This is a genomic window from Collibacillus ludicampi (assembly GCF_023705585.1).
Classification (GTDB): Bacteria; Bacillota; Bacilli; order Tumebacillales; family BOQE01; genus Collibacillus; species Collibacillus ludicampi.
Window position 1 is genome coordinate 3,111,885 of sequence record NZ_BOQE01000001.1, and the last position, 22,417, is coordinate 3,134,301.

Genomic DNA, 22,417 nt, shown 5'->3' on the forward strand with positions numbered 1-22,417 from the left:
GGTATGATCACCCTCGATACTCAAGTGTCCTCGTTGACTCCTGAGCAGAAGTTGACGGTCGATTCGCTGCATGTCAACACGATCGTCCCGGCGGGTGCGGGCGCGGGAAAAACGCGTGTCTTGGTCGAACGTTTTTTGCAAATTGTGGAGGAAAATCCTAGAGGACGCGAGAATGTTCTGGAGACGATCATCGCGATTACGTTTACGGAGAAAGCGGCTTTGGAAATGAGAGAGCGTGTGCGGCGGGGAATCGAAGAAAAAATCAAGCATTTCCACGAAAAAGGGGATTTTCAAACACTCGTCAAATGGCAAAAGGCATTGAATGACCTGTACCGTGCATCCATTTCAACATTTCATTCCTTTTGTGCCCGCCTCTTGCGGGAGTACCCGGTGGAAGCTGGGATTGACCCCCGTTTCTCCGTCCTCGATGACACGGAAAGTGCCTGGCTGCTGAAAGAGGCGGTTGAAGAGGCCATTCAGAATCGAATCATGCGCGATCATGCGATGAAGAAAATGGTTGTCGCATTTGGATATCCGCGCATCGTGAACGAAGTGACATCGCTTTATCAAGTGATTGCGGGAAGCGGTCTGTCGCTTGATGAGGTGAGAGACAGAACTTGGATGGATTGGGAATCGGCGAAACAGGAGATGCAAACGTTTCTTGCCGCGAGGGTGGAGGAACTGTTGGTAGCCGGTGATGGATTGGCTGACTATCCCGTATCAACGAAAACCAGTCAAGAGTTCCGTTCGCTGTGGGAGACATGGCGCAAACACATCCGTTCATCCGCGAAGGATGTCGAGCGGTTGATGGAAGTACTCGATGCATTGTGTGTCTTCGTCAAGAAATCATGGGGGAGAAATCCTGAACTGACGAAAGCAAAAAATGATTTCAAAGATCACGTACTCCTCCCACTTCAGGAACGGCTGCAAGCGTTTTGCTATCATGCCTTTGAACGTGAATCACTTCACAGTCTTTTGGATCTGTTAACAGAAACGGAAAAACGATACAGTCGGGCCAAGCGGGAAGCGGGAGGGATCGATTTTGACGAATTGCAAATCCGTGCGCTTCAATTGTTGGAACGACATGAAGAAGTCCGACGAAAAGTACAGGCACAGATCGATTTTTTGATGGTAGACGAGTTTCAGGACACGAACGATTTGCAGAAACGATTGATTCGTCTGTTAGTAGAAAGGGAAAACGAAATTCCCAAGGGATCGCTCTTTATCGTCGGCGATCCGAAACAGTCGATCTATCGCTTTCGCGGTGCCGATGTGACCATTTTTTCCGAAATGCAAAAAGAGATCGAAGAAATGGATGGACGCATCGCCCCGCTTGTAAACAATTTTCGCTCGGATCCCCGATTGATTGAATTTGTCAATGGTTTTTTCACGAAAATCCTGGCGGGAGATCCATCATCTCCTAATTATTACCGTCCTGCCGTGGCAAAAGGGAAGATGGCAAGAGGGGATACACCTGTTGAATGTTTACTCATTCCTCAAAAAGACGAGCGAGAAGAAGGGGAGGAATACAGAACCATTGAGGCGCGTTGGATCGCTCGGCGCATACATGACTTGCTGCAGGAAGGATACCGCTTCGGTGATATCACGATTCTGTTTCGCTCGATGTCAAATGTCAAATTGTATGAAAGAGCACTGGCTGAAGCGGCCATTCCGTTTTATGTCGTTGGGGGACGGGGTTTTTATCAGAAGCAGGAGATTCGCGATCTCGTGCATGTTTTGACTTGGTTGACCGATCGATCCAACCGGATCGCTTGGGCGGGGATGTTGCGTTCACCGTATGTGGGTCTGTCGGATGATGCTTTGTTTTTGCTTGCACAAGCAGGCGTGAATCTGTACGAAGTAGAAACGTGGAAGGATATTTCCGGACTCTCGGAAACAGATCGCGAGAAAATGAACGTTTTCTGCTCCTGGTTTTTGCCTTTGCAAAAACAGGCCGGGCGTGTTCCAGTCGATCATCTCATCCGGGAGTTGATCGAAGGGAGCGGGATCCGGGCGATCCTTTTAACGACACCTGATGGCAGGCAGTCTTGCGCCAATTTGGACAAGTTTCTCGATTTTGCCCGTAGTTTTCGCGTACAGAGTTCATCTTCCTTACTGGAGTTTCTCGAACGGGTGGAACTTTTGACAGAGGAGGAAGTACGCGAAACGGAAGCGGCGATCGAGACTCCTGACAGCGATTCGGTTCAATTGATGACGATTCACCAGTCAAAAGGTTTGGAGTTTCCGGTCGTCATTCTGCCCGATCTTTCACGTGTACCGAAACATGACACCTCCCTTTTTTATTTTGATCGTTTTCGGGGGATTACGTCTTGTATTGTGGATGAGGACGAGAAAAAAATGCCTTTGCGCCATTTGGATCTCAAACAGATCAATCACCGCCTCGAACAGGAAGAATCGGTGCGGGTGCTTTATGTGGCGGTAACGAGGGCGAAAGAACGCTTCATATTCACGCTGATGCCCGAGGAAGCGAAAGAGAAAGAACGGCGTGATATTCTTGAGTACCGAAAGTGGAGCGAATGGTTTGATGCAGTTATGGACATTTCCGGAATCGACCGGGATAGAGGCGTATGGAACGTTGAACTCTCGGGACAGCCGTTTGTGATTCGTGTGCTGGAGTATGACGGGAAAGGCCGACCGTCGGACGAAACGATTGGTTATTCAATAATGAGGGACCTTTTTGAAAAGGAGTTGTATGAACCAAAGGATTCGGTGGTTCCGGAGGAATGTGCAGGGATCGAACCTTTTGTTTCGGAAGGAGAAGCGCCCGTTCCACTCTCCGTCTCAGCGATCATGACGTATTCTACCTGTCCGCGACAATATTATCTCGCGTATGTGTTACAGATGCCACGGTGGGAATACGGAGGCACAGATGAAGATGACCGCGAAGCGATGACAGAATGGGAGGATGCCGTTTCGGCGAACGGTGAAGATCGCGATGTTGTCGGTCCGCTCGCAGTCTCTTTGTCACCTGCTCTGCGCGGAATGGTCGCTCATAAAGTGATCGAAATCTTGCGTGCGCCCAGCGAGCATCATCCATTGGCGGCAAGCGAGAAGGAAATCGAAACAGCGATCCATGAGGCTGTACGTCAATTGGACGTTGATGCACTTTATATTCCGTATCTCTTCCCCGATGTGAAGCGCTGGATAAACCAATATGTACAAAGCGATCATTATCGAAAAGCGGCAGTAGCGAAGTGGTTGAATGAGGTGCGTTTCACTCTCCCATTGAACGGATATCTGGTGGAAGGTATCATCGACCGATTGTCAGTACATGAAGACGGCACGTTAACGGTGATTGATTTCAAGACCAACCGTTTACGGGAAAAGAGAGATTTTTTTATCAAAGTGAAACTATATATGCCACAGCTCCGTATCTACGCTCTCGCTGCTGAGGTTATCATGGGACGGCAACCGGATAAAGTAGCTCTGCATTTTCTCGATTGGGGCGATCAATACGAAAAACGCGTCGATTCGCAGTGGATGGAAGAGGCGCTTTTGGAGACGGAACGTTTGCTGCAAGCGATGAAAAACAGCAAGAACTTGCAGGATCATCCGACAAAACCGGGCCCTCATTGCAAAAGCTGCACATATCGCGCGGTTTGCAAAGCGGCAGAAGAGGATTCAACTCCATATAGGCCCCATGTGGAATACGTAAACCTTTAAGCTCTTCACTGGAGAAGAGCTTTTTCTCTCACATCATGGTTCACGCATGTTTACCTTCAGAAACCTGCCATCACTTAGCGGTGTTTGTTTATAATACTTGCGGCAGCTGGGGTGCTGCCGCGTTGGCTTTTTTATTATGGTTTAAAATTCTTCGCTGTGTCGATCGCCGATTGGACATTGACGAGCCCGGAGCCAAAGTAAGGATCTTTGCCAGGTGCTCCAATATCTGTGGCTGTTCGTTTCAAAATGTCGACAACTTGATCGGCCGATAAATTGGGGTTTATGGCTCGTATCAGACCTGCAACACCGGCGATATGCGGAGATGCCATCGATGTTCCCGAAAGAGCCGCGTAGCGGTGATCGGGATATGTGCTGGCGATCGAAACACCGGGTGCGGAAATTCCAGCATTCGGTCCATAATTGGAGAAATCGGCACGATTTCCATTCTCATCGGTTGCACATACGGCTAATACTTCCGGATAAGCGGCCGGATAACTCGGTTTATTGGTATTATCATTGCCCATAGCGGAGACGACGACTACATTTTTGTCTTTGGCATAGCGGATCGCATCATGCAAATATGCGGAATCTTCGTATTCCCCAAGGGAAAGGTTGATGACCTGAGCACCGTGATCGACAGCCCAAATGATGCCGTCGGCGATATCGAAGACAGAGCCCGAACCGTCCGCCCCCATCGTTTTCACCGGCATGATTTTCGAATGCCAATCGATTCCGGCGATCCCTTCAACGTTATTCGTACGCGCTGCGATGATCCCGGCTACGTGTGTACCGTGTCCGTTATCGTCCTGTGGATTATCGTTCTGATCGACAATATTGTATCCTGGCACTAATTGTCCTTGGAATTCCGGGTGGTTCAAGTCAACACCCGTATCGACCACAGCGATGACCACATGCGGGTTTCCCGTCGTTTCCCTCCAAGCGGAATCCGTATGAATCATCGGCAGATTCCATTGGTACCTTTGGTACAAAATATCGTTGGGTAATTCATTTGGGTGATAAAGGATGTTCGGCTCAACATGTTGAACGGATGGATGTGATTTAAAATAGGCGACAAGTTCATCCACCGTTTTCGTATCGGAACGAAACACACAGGAATTGCGAGTATTCTTCCTCACGCAAATCCCTTGAATATCCGTACGGATTTTTTGTTCTTCGGCGGAAGTGAGAGGTCTTGCAAAACGAACAACCACTTCATGATGCTTCAAACGTGGTTTCATCTCTTTCGCGTCTTTGGGAGCACTGGACACTTTCCAACGGGATCCGTCTACCGCCGCTTGCACACGTGACGGATGATCTTCGATCGCTGAAGCATGCGCTTTTTCATGCATTCGTACAGTCGAACCGTCATGGTTGTGCAGGATGGTACGCGTACCCATCTCGTGATCGACTTTTCGCGTCACGTCGCGGATGTATTCCACGCTGGTATCGGCTGTTAACACCCCCGCAATTTTTGAATGGATGAAGATCGGCACTCCCATCGTCATGATGAGTTGAGGTGTTCCCTTGACGTTTTGCGTTTCGTAAAGATCGGAAAGATAGAATGCTTGCGTTTGTTTGACCTGTTCTACCGCTTCTCTTGCCGCTTTCTCATTTTTCGTGTCTCCTTCAGCCAAGACGGATGGTGGAGAGAAATGAGTCAGGCGCACGGAAAGAAATTGCGGATGTTCTTTCATCGCCTGACGAAACAGTTGAATGCGCATAGCCGGATCGGTTGTGTGTTGCAATCGATTGGCCAGTGTCTGCAATGAATGGCGACAGTCCCTGACGCATAAAGCGGTCGTTCGCGCAAGATCTTGCGCGGCAATCTGTTGGTTGGTCAGCGCCCTTTGTTTTTGCTCATGTGCTCCAGGTCCGCCAGGCGTTCGGTTTGTCGTGATAAAGGGCCTTTTGGAGTCAGGTGTGATCGGGCGCGGCGTCAGGAGAGTGGTTAATGCGAGAACGGAGACGAGAGCTCCGGCAACCCATATGCGGTTACGCATACATGCCCCCTCCAGTCGAAATGAAATGATCGATTTATGGACAGTCTTCCACGGTGAACTCCCCTTGACTCAGGGAAAATGCGGTGGGTATTCATAAGGTATTTCAGACATACTAAATTTGTACATGCCAGCGATGTGGGGGTTACCGGATATGAGTTTCAAGGCAAACTTCAAACATGCGCCCGTATCCGCCGGTATCATCTTCCATTTATTGTTCTCCTGGATTTTGATTGTAGCGATTCTTGTATGGGCACCCCCGGTTTTCTCGGGAGACACAGAGACGGCACGAAACTATCTGAATACGATCGCCGGAACGCTCTCCACGATTCTCGCACTGTGTATCTCGCTCGTCATGGTCGCCATCCAGCTGACGGCAAGTAAATATAGTCATCGTGTGCTCGATTTTTTTATCCGCCTTCCGTACAACGCATCCTTGCTTTCGTTTTATCTGCTAACGATTTTTCACTCGATTTATGTCCTCTCGAAAGTTCGTGATTTTGCTTATGATCCCCTGCCTTTTTGGCTCGATCAGGCGATGAGCGCCGACCTTTTTTTATTGATCTTTTGTTTTCTCGCGTTGCTCGTGTATATGTTTGCGATCATGAAACTGCTCAATCCGGAAACGATCGTAAGGGCGATCGCGCGTGAATATATGGTTGCCTATCGTCACAGCCGTTACGATGAGGCTGTCGATAAGATGGAACAGATTGCGGATATCGGAAAACGTTGCCTCTCCGACATGGATGCATCGACAGCCATCGTGAGTGTCGAATATTTGGCGCAGATGATGCATCAAACGCGCATGCCGACTGCAGAATCCGACGCGGTTCTCTGGTATCACCGCAAGATCGTTCATTTGCTGCTCGGAATTGCCAGTATCGCCTTTAAAGAACGGGAGACCTCGATTTCAAGCGCAATCCTTGATGAGTTTTTCGATATCGGAGAACGTTATGCGGAAACAGGTTCGCTCAAAGCGGCGGGTATGATCCTTGAAGCGTACGAATGGATCATCATGAACAATCTGATTGGAGAGAAACAGCATAGTTTGATTGAGCGAGTCATTGAGCAGACATTCCAAATGACGTGTGAAATTGTGAAGCGGGAACAAGGGGAAGAACAGCTGCACAAGTTCGTCTTGCGATCTTTCCGTACTCTTCGCAGAATCGGGCAACAGATTCTCAAAACGGAGGTGTTCGGCAATGAACTGGTAGCCAAACAGATCGTCTCCAAAATGTTTGGCGAGTTATTGGCAACCATCATTGAAAAAAATGGGCCCGCCTATCCGAAAACGCTTATCCGTGAATTGTTACACGAATATATGAAGTTATCCCGTTTGTTACTCATGAAATCGGAAGCGAAAGAGATTGTGCGCATCACGACATGGTTGCGTGAAGAAATGTTGCCGCACCGTGAGAACCGCATGCGCGTCTATCCTTTTTTATATCTGTACACATTACTTGGAGCCTCGGCTTTGTACTTGAATCGAAAGGAAATGGTGACGATTTTAATAAGGGCGATCGGCAAATATTTTCCGCCTGATCAAACGGTCTTGCGCGAACTGCAAGAGGAGCGCATGCAAGTGCGCGCTTTTTTTGATTTTCACGAACCGGAACGTTATCTGTCCGAGTTATACGTCCTCTGGGACGCTTACCATCGTTATGCCGCGGCACATCAAGAGGATGATCGAAAAGCGCTTGATTTATCCTCATCAGCGATCCGTAACAGGAAGGCATGGTATGACCTGTTTGACGGAAAACCGCTCGAACAATTTTTACAAACGGAACATCAGGGAGAAAAAAAAGGATGGGAGTGATTCCACTCCCATCAAGAAGAATGTTTGCAAAAGTAATCGAGTGCGTGAGGGAGATCTTGCTGCCACGTTCCCCACGTGTGATCGCCATCATATTCGCTGTATTCGACTTGCGCTCCTTTGCTTTGCAACAAATCTTTCATTTTGCGGTTTGCATCCACGAAATTGAGAATCGTCCCATTGCTCATCTGAAAAGCGGTTTCCTTGAGACCGACCATCTGGTGACAATGAAGCCCATGATGGGATTCCCGATTCCTTACCGCTTGCAGTGAAGATTCGAGGAAGGCTCCCGATTGTAACAACAGAATTTGAAACATGCGCGGATACTGTAAATACGTATGTAGCGCTGCCGTTGCACCCAACGAAGAACCGATGATGCCTCTGGCAGATGCCAAAGGAATCGTCGAATACTTTTCGTCGATCATGGGGACGAGTTCTTCAGCGAAAAAACGGATATACGCCTCATTTCGTTCGCCGGTTGGACTGTATTCTTCCGTTCGGATGTTTTTATCAACCGGGACGAAGACGACGAGGAACGGGGTAGCCTTTTGCGGTGTGAAACGTTTATTAAGCAATGTCAGCATGCGTCCCAAAGACATATAGTCGCTTCCGTCGTTCGCATACAGTACGGGATACGAGTATAAGGGAGAATAAGTGTGCGGGAGATAAATCTTGACTTGCCGTGTTTCACCGAGGAAGCGGCTAGTAATCGCCAGTTTTTCGGTTTTACCCGTGAGTATTTGTGTATCATTGGTCATGGATTTCTACTCCTTTTCGAGTTTTTCCGGTGCAAGTTCATGCAAGCATTTGACGAGATGTTCAATAGCTTTTTGCTGTTGCTCTCTATGTTTTCCTTTCAAGTCGTTCGGTACGCCGCTGATGGCGCCGCTTGCGACTGGGCGGTTTGGTAAGATTTCTTTTTGCACCAGTGCTTCGTGAAACTCACTTCTCTTTATTACCCTAAGGGTACGTTACGAACCGGTGCTTGTATATCGTTTGATGCTTAACCGCCAGACAAAACCTGCAAGGATGACCAAGAGAACTGCTACAAACGGGGACGCGAACGGGAGAAACGGATGAACCCCGACTTCACCGGTCTTCCCGAGCAAAAACAGGCTCGGATAATAGTTCATAAAAGCAAATGGCAAAATAAACGTGACGATCGCGCGGATGGAGCGGCCAAACATATCCAACGGGTACTGTTGTACAAGGTTAAAACTAAACTGTGTGGCCGCATTCACGAATGCCCGCGAACGGGTCGTGAAGAAAGCCATGCAGGAAAGCGTGAGTACAAGCGTGACTTCCACTGTGGCCGATGAAAGCACGACGACAACAAACCAGGGAAACATCCAGGGGCTCCAGTGAAGCCCCAAATGGTTGTATGCCAGTGTGAGCATCGTCGATGACAACAACATATCTCCCACACCCAAATAATGAACTTCCCGTCCCAGAAATTGAATCAGCGGGGACGCGGGTTTGGTAAGAAACTGGTCAAACGTTCCCTGCACGATATATTCTTCCAGGAGGCTGACCTGTCGAAAAAAGATCGCACGGATGCTGTGACCCAAAAGCCAGAGATTATAGAGGAAAACGATTTGCCAGAATGTCCATCCGTGAATGGTTTGAAAACGTTGCAACAGGATCCATGTGGTTCCAAGCGTCGCTCCGTTCAGGATAAATACCCCGAGAATTCCCATGAGAAAATCAGCACGGTATTCGAGACGACATAGGATGGCTGCTCGGAGCATTGCCAAGTAGGTATTCATCGCATCACGCATGCGTTCACCCTCCTTGCACAGTCAGGTAGCGATGCACTCGGCTCCATACCCACAGGGAGAGAAGATACAACGCTACGACCCAGAGCGCTTGTATGCTGATCGCCTGTACGATTGCGGCACCGTTTACCTTTCCGATATAGATCGCGAGCGGGGTATAGAAGATCGCTTGAAAAGGCAATGCGTACACAAGCGACTTCAGCCAATCGGGATATAGCCAGATCGGTACCAATTGACCGGAAAGAAAACGCAAGAGCGCCCAGTAGGTAAACATGAAACCGATGAGATCTTGTGTCTTAAACACGATCAGTCCGAACAAAAAATTGCAGAAGAAGAGAACCAAGTACGATAAAATAAGACTCAGCAAAAACAGAGCCGCCTGTTGAATACTTGCCGGAATCTGCAGATCGAGAATCAGATAGGCTACCACCAGAGGCGGCAGAACGTAGAAAATGGTGCGAGCGATCGTATCCCCTGTAGAACGCAACAGCATATGTGCAGGAAAACTGATCGGCTTCAACAGATCGTTTGCAATCATCCCTGTTTTCACCTGTGTGGTGATATATTGATGCGGTCCCTCATCGGTCGATAATACGATCCCCATAACGATACTGATCACTCCATATGTGATCATCTGTGACAATGAGATGTTACCGAAGATGGAGGGCGCTTGTTTGTACAATACGCTCCATAATGTTTTTACGACAAAAATCTGCACGAATAGAGTGAACATCTCCGTCCAAAAATTCGCCCGATAGGCGGAAATCTTAAAAAACGCTTGACGGCTAAATGTCCAAAACAGCGACACGTTCGCGTTCCTCCTTCTCATTCAACCCCTGTTCGTAGATTTGCCGAACGATCGCTTCGATTTCCGGTTCTTCGACTGTGACATCGCGAATCGTATGGTGTTGCGCGATTTGCAACATCAACTCGGATGCCGTGACGAGGTCTTTGTCGAAAGCCAGCCACATCCGTCTGCCTTCTTGCCGGGTGATCCGTGCGTGCGGAAGGTCGAGCGGCTGCGCAAGTTGTCCTTCATCCAGCTCGACGATCAGGGTGCGCTCGCCTCCAAACCTTTTCTTCAAATCGTCAATCGAGCCGTCGTACAAAATGCGTCCTCCATCGATAATCATCATGCGGTTACACAGTTTCTCGATATCGGTCATGTCGTGAGTGGTAAGTAAGACGGTAACGCCCCGTTCCCGATTGATTTCCCGGATAAATGCACGCAAACGTTCCTTGGCCAGTACGTCGACGCCGATCGTCGGTTCGTCGAGAAATAAGATTTGTGGATCATGTAAAAGCGCAGCCGCCAGATCGGCCCGCATGCGTTGCCCGAGAGACAATTGACGAACCGGTTGATGTTCGAACTCGTGAAGATCAAGCAGTTCGCGAAACAGATCGAGATTTTTCTTATACACGGTGGGCGGGATCTTGTAGATCGTCTTTAACACGCGAAAACTTTCAATGACAGGAATGTCCCACCAAAGTTGCGTTTTTTGTCCAAAGACCACTCCGATATTTTTCGCATGTTCTTTTCGTTCCAGATAGGGCACCCTGCCTGCCACTTTCACTTCACCGGATGTCGGTACCAGAATCCCGGTGAGCATCTTGATCGATGTCGATTTGCCGGCACCGTTCGGTCCGATATAGCCAACGAGCTCACCCTTCTTTACTTGAAAGCTGATATTATCGACCGCCGTATGTACGGTATAGTTTGTATTCCACAGATTGCGAATCGAAGACAGGAATCCTTCCTTCGGGATCAATCGTTTAAATTCTTTGCGTAATTCACGGACTTCGATCACATGTTCCATAAGAAATTCCTTTCCTTCATAAAGTCTACTATCTACTATACATGATTGTCTCCATAATGGAATGGATCTTTTTTCAGAGAGGATAGGAAATGAACCATATGGGTAAGCTGTTGATTGTCCCGTGTCGCGTCAGACGTTCCCCATTTTTAGTTGGTATGCTTACAATCGGCAAAAACGGTTTGTTTTAGGAAAACCACAGAAATTAGGGGAGGCCGATTGCATGAGCGAAATCTTCTTTCACACAGGCGACCGGATCGATGCGCATGATTATCAGCGCCTGGAGGAGTTATTGCCGCGAGTGCAAGGCAAAGATGTGTTGAGGGTCATGATGGAAGGCTCAGACTCGATCCAAGCGGACGCATTGTTCGATTTGCTCGAACAGAACGGTTTCGAGCGGCATGTCAAGGGCGGCCATCAAGATCACTTCATGATCATCGCACGGCGCAAAAACGGCTGACCGCCACGGAGATGCTGACCCAGGTAGGGTCAAAATAAAGTCCCGGTACGGTGAGGTGCCGGGACTGAACTGCTAATCTTCCATGTATCTGGTTGATTCCAGGCTTCAATTCCCTACCTTCATTCGTTTGACCAGTTCAGCGTCTGGCGTTACATAGATCGTTTTTTGTTTCTCATAAAGTACAAAACCCGGTTTTGCACCATTCGGCTTCCACACATGTTTGATCAGCGTATAGTCTACCGGAACCTGTGAAGATTCCCTGCCTTTTGAAAAATAAGCAGCCAAGTTCGCAGCTTCGAAGAGTGTGGTTTCAGAAGGCTCTTTTGCTCGGATGACGACGTGAGAACCTGGAAGATCCTTTGTATGCAGCCAAGTATCTGTGCTGGATGCCATTTTCATTGTCAAATAATCGTTTTGCCGGTTGTTTTTGCCCACATAGATATCGATACCATCGGAAGAACGATAATATTCAGGACGGACAGGAGGTTGTTTTTTGCTTCCTTTGTTTTTTCGTTTTGCTTTCAGATATCCTTCTTGCTCCAATTCCTCACGAATCTCATCTAAATCATTCCAGTTAGAAAAACGAAGTTGTTCGAGTACGCTTTCCAGATAGGAGATTTCCTCGCGTGTCAAACGAATCTGCTCTTCAAGAATAGGAATCGATTTCTTCACTTTGTTATATTTCTTAAAATAAGCTTGGGCATTTTCCATAGGTGTAAGACCTGGATTCATAGGGATGGAGACTTTTTTCATGTTCTCGTCATAAAAATTCGGGAGACTGACTTCAGTAAGCCCTTTATCGATTTGATACAAATGGGCGGTAATCAGTTCCCCGTACAATCGGTAGGTCTCCGCTTCTCTCGAATCCTCAATCGCTTCCTCAAATTTACGTAATTTGGCTCGATTTTTCGAAAGCTCCGTTTGAAGCAGACGTTCGATATCTCCCGCTTTCTGTTTGAGCGCATCCTGCCAGCTTTTTTCATGGAAAAACGTCTCGATACATTGAGAAATACTTTTCATTCGCTCACGTGTACCCTCTTTATGGGTGAGAGTTACCGCGGAGAAAGCGAGCGCCTTTCCGTCCCCGTCCCAAACAATCGTTGGTTCGTAGTCATGAACGCGAAGTTTTTTCAAAACCTCGTTAAACGACTCCCATTCCGCGATCGGATCGTCCGATGCCGCACGATAAGAGAACTCCTTTCCGAGTAACGGAGAGATCCCGCTATACATGCGCACGAGAAATTGATCGAAAGCGAGTTCAGGGTGTTCTTTGCGCAATCGCAAAAATTCTTCGCGCGTAGCGGTAAGAGGATTCGCTTTCCCCTGCTCGGGCGGTGCGATATATGGACGTCCGGGCAAGACTTCACGGTGCCGGCTCGTAGAGAAGTTTACATGTACGATTCCGTCAAGGATGCGTTGCTCGGAAGGGTCAAGCAAGATGATATTCGAATGCCGGCCCATGATTTCAACCACGAGATGGCGTTCTGTCAGATCCCCTAATTCATCCCGATTTTCCACAGCGATGATCAGGATGCGTTCATTATCGACTTGTTCAATGCGCGTGATTCGCCCCCCTTCAAGATGTTTGCGCAGAAGCATGCAGAACATAGGGGGTTCCAGCGGATTTTGGGCGTGATACCGTTCGACCAAGTGAACGCGAGGGTAGACCGGATGGGCAGACAGAAGAAGCCTGTAGTTTTTTCCTTGATTGCGGATTTGCAAAAGGAGATCCCTCTGAAGCGGTTGATGAATTTTGTCCACACGGCCACCCAAAATGGTTGATTCCAGTTCGTGTGTGACCGCACGCAAGACAACCCCGTCGAATGCCATGAGAATCACCTCTTTCAGTCAATCCCAGTATAAAGAGCGCGCATAGGATCGTCAAACAGTTGGACGAGGGAGGGCATGTTCTTATGCGGTCAAGCATAGACATGGGGTTAGATAATGAATGTTGACGGAAAAGGGGTGGCACTCGGTGCAGAAGACGTACTGGCATTCCATGAGTGTACAAGAATGCCTGCAAAAGCAAGAAGTAAAATTGTCCGGTTTAACGGAAGACGACGTGTATGCACGACGGGAACAATACGGAGAGAATCGCTTGGCAGAAGGGGAGCAGAAAAGCCTTTTAACACTGTTTTTGGATCAATTTCGCGATTTCATGATTCTCGTGCTCTTGGGAGCGACCCTGATTTCGGGACTGCTCGAAGAATATACAGATGCGATCACCATCATCGCGATCGTCATTGTCAACGGGTTTCTCGGTTTCTTTCAGGAAGTGCGTGCCGAACGATCGTTGGCATCATTAAAGGAATTATCTGCACCAACAGCACGTGTGATTCGAGAAGGGAAAAAACGTGTCATTCCGGCAGCCGAGTTGGTTCCTGGCGACATCATCGAGTTGGAAGCGGGAGACCGTGTACCTGCCGATCTCAGGCTAATCGCAGTACACGGATTGGAGACGGAAGAATCTGCATTAACGGGAGAATCTTTACCCGTAGCCAAACTTGTAGAGAGGATCAATGACCCTGAAGCCGGACTGGGGGACCGTCGCAATATGGCCTATATGGGAACGATGGTGACTCGCGGAAAAGGTCAGGCGGTTGTCGTGGCTACGGGTATGCAGACCGAAATGGGAAAAATAGCCGATTTGATTCAATCTGCGGAAGATGCCATGACTCCTTTGCAAATGCGTCTCGAACATTTGGGAAAGATCCTCGTTTATGTAGCCCTTGGGATTACAGCCGTAGTCGTCATCACGGGAATCCTTCATGGACAGAAAATGTACGAGATGTTCCTCGCAGGTGTATCATTGGCTGTGGCCGCTATCCCTGAGGGATTGCCCGCGATCGTAACGATCGCGCTCGCGCTTGGCGTACAAAGAATGATCAAACGGCGCGCCATCGTGCGCAAATTGCCTTCTGTGGAAACACTGGGCTGTGCCACGGTTATCTGTTCCGATAAGACAGGGACTTTGACACAAAATAAGATGACTGTTCAGAAAGTGTGGCTCGGCGGTATTTTTTACGGAGTAACCGGTTCGGGATATGAACCGCAGGGAGAGTTTCTTCTGTCCGGTAGAACCATCGATCCGAATCGCCGTCCCGATTTGAAAAGACTGTTGCAAATCGGTGTCTTGTGTAACAACGCTGAACTGGTCAAAGTGAACAAAGGGAAAGGAGAGGAGACTCTCTGGCAAGTGAACGGCGATCCGACGGAAGGAGCATTGCTCGTGTTAGGCGGCAAAGCGGGAATCCGCACGGACGCCATAGAGCAGGTCGAACAAAGAGTGGAAGAGATCCCGTTCGATTCGGTGCGGAAAATGATGTCTGTGCTTACGCGCAACAAGGAGGGTGAAATGCATCTCCTGGTGAAAGGGGCACCGGATGTCCTTTTATCCCGTTGTTCCCATATGTTGGTGGAAGGGAAAGTTGTTCCCCTCTCCGCTTCTTTGCGCAAATCGATCATTCAGGCGAATGAAGAGATGGCCCGCGAAGCGTTGCGCGTTCTCGGTTTTGCTTACCGTCCTCTCTATGACATCAAGCAATTGAAACAGAGGGATCCTGAACAAAATCTCGTTTTTGTAGGATTGGCAGGGATGATGGATCCCCCTCGTGAAGAAGTGTTTGAAGCGATACAAAAATGTAAACGTGCGGGTATTAAAACGATCATGATCACAGGTGACCATCAAGCGACTGCGGAAGCGATCGCGCGTCAACTGGGGATCCTGCCCGCAAAAGGGATCGTGCTGAACGGGAACGATTTGCAACAGATGACCGATCAACAACTGATCGACAAAGTAGATCATACCTACGTATTTGCGCGCGTATCGCCTGAACACAAACTGCGTATCGTCAAAGCATTGCAAGCAAGGGGACATGTGGTAGCGATGACAGGCGACGGCGTAAATGACGCGCCGGCGATCAAAGCGGCCGATATCGGTATTTCGATGGGACAATCGGGCACAGATGTGGCCAAAGAAGCGTCTGCGCTGATCTTATCGGATGACAATTTTGCTACCATCGTCGCGGCGATCGAAGAGGGGCGCGGCATTTACGATAACATTCGCAAATTCGTGCGTTATTTACTCGCATCAAACGTGGGCGAGATCGTAACGATGTTCATCGCCATGCTCATGGGGCTTCCGTTGCCTCTGTTACCGATACAGATCTTATGGGTCAACCTTGTGACCGATGGATTGCCGGCGATCGCCCTCGGTGTCGATCAGGCGGAAGCGGATATTATGAAGCGCCCCCCTCGAAACGTGAAAGAGAGTATATTCGCAAGGGGGCTTGGATTTAAAATTCTCTCGCGTGGGATCTTGATAGGCTTGGCTACACTGGCTGTCTTTTGGTACGGTTTGCAAACAGACCCATCCAATCTCGAGAAAGCGCAGACCATGGCCTTCGCAACATTGGTGATGGCTCAACTCATCCATGTGTTTGATTGCCGCTCTGTGGAAAAAGGTATCTTCTCACGCAATCTTTTCGAAAATATGTGGCTCGTCGCTTCCGTGCTCTCGTCCACTCTGTTGCTACTCACTGTCATGTATGTGACCTCCTTGCAGCCGATTTTCCGAACGGTTCCCCTCGGTGTTGTCGACTGGTTACTCGTACTCGTGGCATCTGCGATCCCAACTTTCGCGTTGGCTGCACGCCGGGCGACTCGACAAGCGAAGCCGCGTTTGGGTCTCAGCCGTCGTTAGTCTTGAATAGACGTTCATTAGGGCCTGACACAGATGTAGGCCCATTTTTATTTGTCTTTTCGATCACTGAACGGCAAGTAAGAAAACGAGGGGACAGGGCCCGTCGCAGAGCGCCGAAAATCCCCCAGAATCAAAGAATACGTAAGAAAACTTGAGAATCCTTGTTTTTTGTGGGGAAAATGAAGTAGAATAGGATAAGGTTTCAAATCCGAAAGAAAGGGATATCCATATGATTAAGAGCATGACCGGGTATGGTCGCGCGGAACTGTCCATGGATGGATATCGTGCAACGGTAGAAATCAAAGCTGTCAATCATCGGTACTGCGATATCGTTTTTCGCATGCCGAGAGAGTATCTTTCATTGGAAGATTCATTAAAAAAAATCGTGGCTTCACGTGTAAAGAGAGGCCGTCTCGATGTCTACATAACAGTGGAGAAGACCGCGACGGATGCACGTACCTTGTCGGTCGACACGGTTCTTGCCGAGCGGTTGAAAAACGTTGCAGACGAACTGAGTGAAAGACTCGGTATCGACAATGATATGTCGGTGTCAGACCTTCTGCAATTTCCCGAACTTCTGCGCATCGAGGAAGAAGAAGCAGATCAAGAGATCACGGGATCGCTTTTGCAACAATGTGTAAGCGAAGCGTTGGAAGCTCTCGTTCAAATGCGGTTGCTGGAGGGGCAACGGTTGCAACGCGATTTTGAGAACCGGTTGGAGGTATTGAAAGAAATCGTGGCACGCATGGAAGTGAGAAGTCCTCAGACCGTTCTCGAATATAAACAAAAATTAGAAACTCAAATGCGTGATTTGTTGTCAGGGCTTACGGAAGTCGACCATTCACGACTCCTCATGGAAGTGGCATTGATGGCGGATCGTGTGAACATAGAAGAAGAACTGGTACGCCTGAAAAGCCATATCAGCCAGTTTGCCGATGCCTTGAAGCTAGAAGAACCCATTGGGCGCAAGTTGGACTTTATCGTACAGGAGATGAATCGGGAGTTTAATACCATCGGTTCCAAGGCGAACGATTTCTCGTTGTCTGCATCTGTCGTGGAAGCGAAGAGTGTTTTAGAGCAAATTCGCGAACAGGTGCAGAATGTTGAGTAAATGCGTGGGAGGTATGAACTGTGAGCATTAAATTGATAAATATAGGGTTTGGTAATATAGTCTCGGCGAATCGTATTGTGTCCATTGTTTCACCTGAGTCCGCGCCCATCAAGCGAATCATTCAAGAAGCGAGGGATCGCGGGATGCTGATCGATGCCACGTACGGTCGGCGTACCCGTGCGGTCATCATCACCGACAGTGACCACGTGATCCTTTCGGCTGTTCAGCCGGAGACAGTAGCACACCGTCTGATTGCAAAAGACAGCAATCAAGATGAGGAAGAATAGCATTAAAGGGGCACAATCATGGTTCAAAAAGGTTTGCTAATCGTTCTTTCAGGACCATCGGGGGCCGGAAAAGGTACCGTATCGAAGGCGCTTATGCCTGTTCTCCCTACCTTATGGTTTTCCGTTTCCTGTACGACGCGTCCGCCTCGTCCCGGTGAAGTGGAAGGCGTCAATTATTATTTTAAAACGAAAGAACAGTTCCTCGATATGATCGAAAACAACGAACTGCTTGAGTGGGCGGAAGTGTACACGAACTATTACGGCACACCGAGAAAACCGATTGAAGAACGTCTGGCCAAAGGACAGAATGTCCTTTTGGAGATCGATATCCAAGGGGCCAAACAGGTGAAGCGCCAGTTTCCTGACGGGGTATTTATCTTCCTGATTCCGCCTTCCCTCGAGGAATTGAAGAAACGGATTCTCGGACGTGGAACCGAGACAGAAGAGTCGTTTTCTTTACGTTTCGGCGCCGCTGCAGATGAAATGAAGCACATCAGCGAATATGATTATGTTGTCGTTAACGATAAAGTGGAGTATGCTGTAGATCGCATACGGTCGATTATTCAGGCGGAGTTGTGTTCAGTGGCGCGCAATCGCGAATACTATGATCAGATTATAAAGGAGGGAACGTAGGATGTTATATCCTTCCATTGACCGCCTGATGAAACTGGCGGACAGCAAATATACTTTGGTTGTCGCAGCAGCCAAACGTGCAAGGCAATTGCAAGACGGAGCAGAAAAGCTCGTCAAAGTGCAAACGAACAAAAATGTTACTGTTGCATTGAATGAGATCGCGGAAGAGAAAATCAAATTCGTCCGAACAAAAGAAGGAATCAAGTAAGAAACAACCTGATGGTTGTTTCTTTTTTGGATGGGTTCCTCCGTTGACGGGCACCATTTTCAGGTTGGGAGGGGTAAACCATGGTCGGCAAGGTGATTGTAGTCGGAGTCTCAGGAGGCATTGCCGCTTTTAAGACAGTTTCTCTTTGTTCAGCATTGGTCAAAGCGGGGGCGGAAGTACACGTGATCATGACCGAATCGGCCGTCAAGTTTGTCACTCCGCTAACCTTTCAAAGCATCGTGAAAAATCCTGTCATTATCGATATTTTTAGTGAACCAAATCCCGCCGAAATCAGCCATATCGCACTTGCGGACAAAGCGGATCTCATGGTGATCGCCCCCGCTACCGCTAATATTATCGGAAAGGTGGCGAACGGCATTGCGGATGATATGTTGACCACAACCGTACTTGCCACAAAAGCGCCTGTTTTGTTTGCTCCCGCGATGAATGTGAACATGTACGCGAATCCGGCTGTTCAACGCAACTTGCGGACGTTGCGCGAGTTCGGTTATCGGATTATGGAACCGAACGAAGGATTACTCGCGTGCGGATGGCAAGGGAAAGGACGCCTGCCGGAACCGGAAGAATTGTTTGAGGTCATCTCACAAATGGTACAAGTCAAGCGTGATTTGGAAGGTGTTTCTTTGTTGGTCACAGCGGGTGCCACGCGAGAGCCGATCGACCCTGTACGCTACATGACCAATCGCTCTACCGGAAAAATGGGTTATGCAATCGCGGAAGCGGCTGCAACGCGAGGGGCTTCGGTCACGCTGATTTCAGGAACGAACAGATTGCCGGTACCGCCGGGGGTTACTTTTGTTCCCGTCCAGTCGGCACTCGAAATGTATGAAGCGGTGATGGAGCGTTTGCCGGAACAGGATGTGATCGTTAAAGCCGCAGCGGTGGCAGACTACCGTCCGAAAGAAGTGTATGACCAGAAGCTGAAAAAGCGGGATGGCATATTGACAGTGGAATTTGTACGCAATCCGGATATCGCATTCGAAGTCGGCAAGCGTAAACGACCCGGTCAAATACTCGTGGGATTTGCTGCAGAGACGGAACATATTGAGGAATATGCACGAAATAAATTGTTGAAGAAAAATGCGGATATGATTGTCGCCAACGATGTTTCGCAAGCGGATGCCGGATTTGCCGTCGATACAAACCGGGTCATTTTTGTCTTTCGCGATTCCCCGACCAAGCGTTTACCTCTCCTTTCCAAACTGGAAGTGGCGCATGCGATCATTGATGAGATTGTAAGGTTGCGAGCGGAGCGGAAGTGAGTACAAAACTAACGAAAATGTTATTGGCAGAAGTTATCGTCGATGTGAAATCACACGAAACGGATCGGACGTTTCAATATTTCATTCCCGAAGAATTACAGAAGCGTGTCGTCATCGGCATGAGAGTTCTCGTTCCGTTTGGTCCGCGTCGCGTGGAAGGATATGTCGTCTCTCTTACAAACAATCCGGAAACCCCTTTGGAGAAAGTCAAACCGATTCTCCGCGTGTTGGATGAATTACCTCCATTGACGCCCGAGCTGATCGAACTATCCGATTGGTTGTGTGAACGATACATTTGTACTCGGGCGCAAGCGGTACAAGCTCTCTTGCCGGGCGGTATGCGTTTCAAATCGACGCTGGTCATAGAAGCATCGGACGTGACTCCAGCGATACTTGATGCACGAGAAAAGGAAGTCCTATCATTTCTCAAGAACAAAGGGCCTCAGGTGAAATCGCAATTGTTGAAAGACCACCCTTCTTGGCGGGGGGCGATCGCCAAGTTACTGCAAAAGGGTGCAATCACCGAACGCTTCATGGAACGGACAGGAGTCAAAGAGAAACAAGTCGCGTATGTCGTCTTACAAATGGACAGAGAAAGTTTGCTGCAAAAACTGGATCACTTACAAGCAAACGCATTCAAACAAAAAGAGGTGGCCCTTTGGCTTTTGCATCAAGGGGGAACCGTGCGGCTTCGGGATCTGCTCGCCGCTACAAAAGCGGCACGTTCAACCATTGAGGCACTGAGACAAAAAGGAATTTTGGATATTGAACAACGTGAAGAGAGACGCGATCCATATCATGGGAGATATATAGGGGAAAAAGAGGGGAAGTTGCCTTTAACCGCTGCGCAGGAGCGAGCCTATTCCGCGATTCTGAGCATGTTACAGACTCGACAGGCTCATACCGTCCTTCTGCAAGGGGTCACAGGGTCGGGAAAGACCGAAATCTATTTGCAGACGATTGAAGCGTGTGTACAAATGGGAAGACAAGCGATCGTTCTCGTTCCGGAGATCGCGCTCACCCCGCAGATGGTCGAGCGTTTCAAAAAAAGATTCGGTGAGGATGTAGCTGTGTTACATTCCCGTTTGTCTCCGGGCGAACGCTATGATGAGTGGAGGCGTATCCGTCAAGGAGAAGTTTCCATCGCGGTTGGTGCGCGATCCGCGGTTTTTGCGCCATTTGAAAAATTGGGGCTACTTATCATCGACGAAGAGCATGAACTTTCTTACAAGCAGGAAGAAAACCCGAAGTATCATGCGCGTGAGGTGGCGTATTTCCGAGCGTTGTATCACGGAGCGACCGTCGTGCTCGGGTCAGCCACACCTTCGATGGAAGTCCGTTATGCAGCAGCGAAAGGCAGAGTCACCCGTATCCTTTTGCCCGAACGCGTCAATCGAAAGCCTCTGCCTCCCGTGGAAATCGTCGATATGCGATTGGAACTGAAACAGGGTAACCGTTCCATATTCTCGCGAAGATTGCATGAGGCGATCGCGGAGAAGCTGGCCCATCGCGAACAGATGATCCTCTTTCTGAACCGGAGGGGCTATTCAACATTCATCCTTTGCCGAGCGTGCGGATATGTTGCCCGTTGCCCGTCATGTGATGTTTCCTTGACCTATCACTATTTGAATAGTATACCGATCCTCCGCTGCCACTATTGCGGACATTCGGAAGAGGTGGCTGGGAGATGTCCGGAATGCGGAAGTCAACATATCCGCAATTTTGGAACAGGTACACAGAAAGTAGAAGAAGAACTGTTGCGTTTGTTTCCCGAAGCAAGGGTCATCCGCATGGACGTGGACACAACGGCGACAAAGGGCAGTCATGAAAGGCTGTTACGTACGTTTGGCGCGCGCGAAGCGGATATCCTCTTGGGTACGCAAATGATCGCAAAAGGCCTCGACTTTCCAGGGGTTACACTTGTCGGTATCATCACAGCGGATACGTCCTTGAATGTACCTGATTTTCGGGCGGCGGAACGTACCTTTCAATTATTGACGCAGGTGGCGGGCAGGGTTGGAAGGCATGATGCTGCGGGCGAGGTCATCTTGCAAACCTATCATCCCGAGCATTACGCGATTCAGTGTGCGGTAACACAAGATTATGAGCGGTTTTTCCAAAAAGAGATCGAAATACGTCACTCCCTCGATCATCCGCCATTTTGGGAAATGACCGTTTTCACCGCAGCACATGAATCCCAAAAAGAAGCTTATCGCCTTGCGAGAGAAACGGAACGTTGGATGCGCCGGCGATTTTCGGAAGATCCCGAAGTGATCGTTCATGAAACGACTGCTGCACCTCTCGCCCGTTTGCATGGCAAGTATCGTTTTCATCAAGTGATCAAATATAAATCATACAAGAAAGTGAAAGCGGAATTATTGGCTGCCTATTTCCACGCACGGGCAAAAGCGAAAAAGATTGACGGTGTCCTCTCGGTGGATGTCAATGCGCAAATGGTGCTATAAAGAATAAAATATGAAATAAATGCATGCGCTCTTCTTTTCAGCGCCTGTTCAAAAAGAGGACAAACAGGATCAGGCCGTTCAAGGAGAGACAGCCGACGATCGCGGAGTAAAGGCAAGACTGCTTTATTAACATCCTCTTTCATAAGAACGATGATTTGTAATATGATACATGCAGAAATGGGGGA

17 protein-coding genes are annotated in these 22,417 nt (G+C 48.8%); 10 read left to right on the forward strand and 7 right to left on the reverse strand.

The genetic code is table 11. The features are described from left to right. The first annotated feature begins 3 nt into the window (after nt 1-3). Entirely contained in the window at nt 4-3,684 is a 3,681-nt protein-coding gene (locus DNHGIG_RS15750) for a UvrD-helicase domain-containing protein (protein ID WP_282200479.1), read from the forward strand. A gap of 134 nt (nt 3,685-3,818) precedes the next feature. Here DNHGIG_RS15750 and DNHGIG_RS15755 read toward each other — a convergent pair whose 3' ends face one another. Further along, complete coding sequence (locus tag DNHGIG_RS15755; RefSeq protein WP_282200480.1) at nt 3,819-5,684, reverse strand: S8 family serine peptidase; 1,866 nt, start codon at nt 5,682-5,684, stop codon at nt 3,819-3,821. A 151-nt stretch (nt 5,685-5,835) separates the two neighbouring features. On the opposite strand from DNHGIG_RS15755, the gene DNHGIG_RS15760 reads away from it, so the two are divergent. After that, a complete protein-coding gene (locus DNHGIG_RS15760; RefSeq protein WP_282200481.1) occupies nt 5,836-7,497 on the forward strand; it encodes a DUF2254 family protein in 1,662 nt (553 codons plus the stop codon). Between the two features lie 11 nt (nt 7,498-7,508). On the opposite strand, the gene DNHGIG_RS15765 is transcribed toward DNHGIG_RS15760, so the two are convergent. From DNHGIG_RS15765 to DNHGIG_RS15785, 5 genes are read right to left on the reverse strand one after another with little or no spacing between them, the layout of a single operon-like run. Continuing rightward, the gene (locus DNHGIG_RS15765) at nt 7,509-8,252 is read right to left on the reverse strand and encodes an alpha/beta hydrolase (protein ID WP_282200482.1); all 744 of its coding nucleotides are present in this window, start codon (nt 8,250-8,252) and stop codon (nt 7,509-7,511) included. Nucleotides 8,253-8,258: 6 nt separating this feature from the next. Beyond that, nucleotides 8,259-8,420 (reverse strand): hypothetical protein, encoded by a 162-nt coding sequence (locus DNHGIG_RS15770; RefSeq protein WP_282200483.1) that lies wholly within the window; start codon nt 8,418-8,420, stop codon nt 8,259-8,261. A 45-nt stretch (nt 8,421-8,465) separates the two neighbouring features. Continuing rightward, a complete protein-coding gene (locus DNHGIG_RS15775; RefSeq protein ID WP_282200484.1) occupies nt 8,466-9,272 on the reverse strand; it encodes an ABC transporter permease in 807 nt (268 codons plus the stop codon). A gap of 4 nt (nt 9,273-9,276) precedes the next feature. Beyond that, the gene (locus DNHGIG_RS15780; protein WP_282200485.1) at nt 9,277-10,077 is read right to left on the reverse strand and encodes an ABC transporter permease; all 801 of its coding nucleotides are present in this window, start codon (nt 10,075-10,077) and stop codon (nt 9,277-9,279) included. After that, complete coding sequence (locus tag DNHGIG_RS15785; RefSeq protein ID WP_282200486.1) at nt 10,055-11,086, reverse strand: ABC transporter ATP-binding protein; 1,032 nt, start codon at nt 11,084-11,086, stop codon at nt 10,055-10,057. The genes DNHGIG_RS15780 and DNHGIG_RS15785 overlap by 23 nt, the downstream gene beginning before the upstream one ends. Before the next feature lie 220 nt (nt 11,087-11,306). Here DNHGIG_RS15785 and DNHGIG_RS15790 point away from each other — a divergent pair, with 220 nt between their 5' ends. Beyond that, nucleotides 11,307-11,543: a hypothetical protein gene (locus tag DNHGIG_RS15790; RefSeq protein WP_282200487.1), complete on the forward strand. Its 237-nt coding sequence runs from the start codon at nt 11,307-11,309 to the stop codon at nt 11,541-11,543. 105 nt (nt 11,544-11,648) lie between these two features. On the opposite strand, the gene DNHGIG_RS15795 is transcribed toward DNHGIG_RS15790, so the two are convergent. Continuing rightward, nucleotides 11,649-13,373, reverse strand: a complete 1,725-nt coding sequence (locus DNHGIG_RS15795) for an Rqc2 family fibronectin-binding protein (RefSeq protein WP_282200488.1) — start codon at nt 13,371-13,373, stop codon at nt 11,649-11,651. 145 nt (nt 13,374-13,518) lie between these two features. Here DNHGIG_RS15795 and DNHGIG_RS15800 point away from each other — a divergent pair, with 145 nt between their 5' ends. The 7 genes from DNHGIG_RS15800 (at nt 13,519) to priA (ending at nt 22,232) form a co-directional block, all read left to right on the forward strand. After that, a complete protein-coding gene (locus DNHGIG_RS15800; protein ID WP_439647748.1) occupies nt 13,519-16,245 on the forward strand; it encodes a calcium-transporting P-type ATPase, PMR1-type in 2,727 nt (908 codons plus the stop codon). Nucleotides 16,246-16,474: 229 nt separating this feature from the next. Then, nucleotides 16,475-17,356, forward strand: a complete 882-nt coding sequence (locus tag DNHGIG_RS15805) for a YicC/YloC family endoribonuclease (protein WP_282200489.1) — start codon at nt 16,475-16,477, stop codon at nt 17,354-17,356. A gap of 20 nt (nt 17,357-17,376) precedes the next feature. Then, on the forward strand, nt 17,377-17,643 hold the full coding sequence (gene remA, locus DNHGIG_RS15810; RefSeq protein WP_282200490.1) for an extracellular matrix/biofilm regulator RemA: 267 nt from the start codon (nt 17,377-17,379) through the stop codon (nt 17,641-17,643). An 18-nt stretch (nt 17,644-17,661) separates the two neighbouring features. After that, nucleotides 17,662-18,276, forward strand: a complete 615-nt coding sequence (gmk, locus tag DNHGIG_RS15815; RefSeq protein WP_282200491.1) for a guanylate kinase — start codon at nt 17,662-17,664, stop codon at nt 18,274-18,276. 1 nt (nt 18,277) lies between these two features. After that, nucleotides 18,278-18,484, forward strand: a complete 207-nt coding sequence (rpoZ, locus tag DNHGIG_RS15820) for a DNA-directed RNA polymerase subunit omega (protein ID WP_282200492.1) — start codon at nt 18,278-18,280, stop codon at nt 18,482-18,484. A gap of 80 nt (nt 18,485-18,564) precedes the next feature. Beyond that, nucleotides 18,565-19,767 (forward strand): bifunctional phosphopantothenoylcysteine decarboxylase/phosphopantothenate--cysteine ligase CoaBC, encoded by a 1,203-nt coding sequence (gene coaBC, locus DNHGIG_RS15825; RefSeq protein ID WP_282200493.1) that lies wholly within the window; start codon nt 18,565-18,567, stop codon nt 19,765-19,767. Further along, a complete protein-coding gene (gene priA / locus DNHGIG_RS15830) occupies nt 19,764-22,232 on the forward strand; it encodes a primosomal protein N' (protein ID WP_282200494.1) in 2,469 nt (822 codons plus the stop codon). Before coaBC ends, priA begins: the two co-directional genes overlap by 4 nt. The last annotated feature ends 185 nt before the right edge of the window (nt 22,233-22,417 follow it).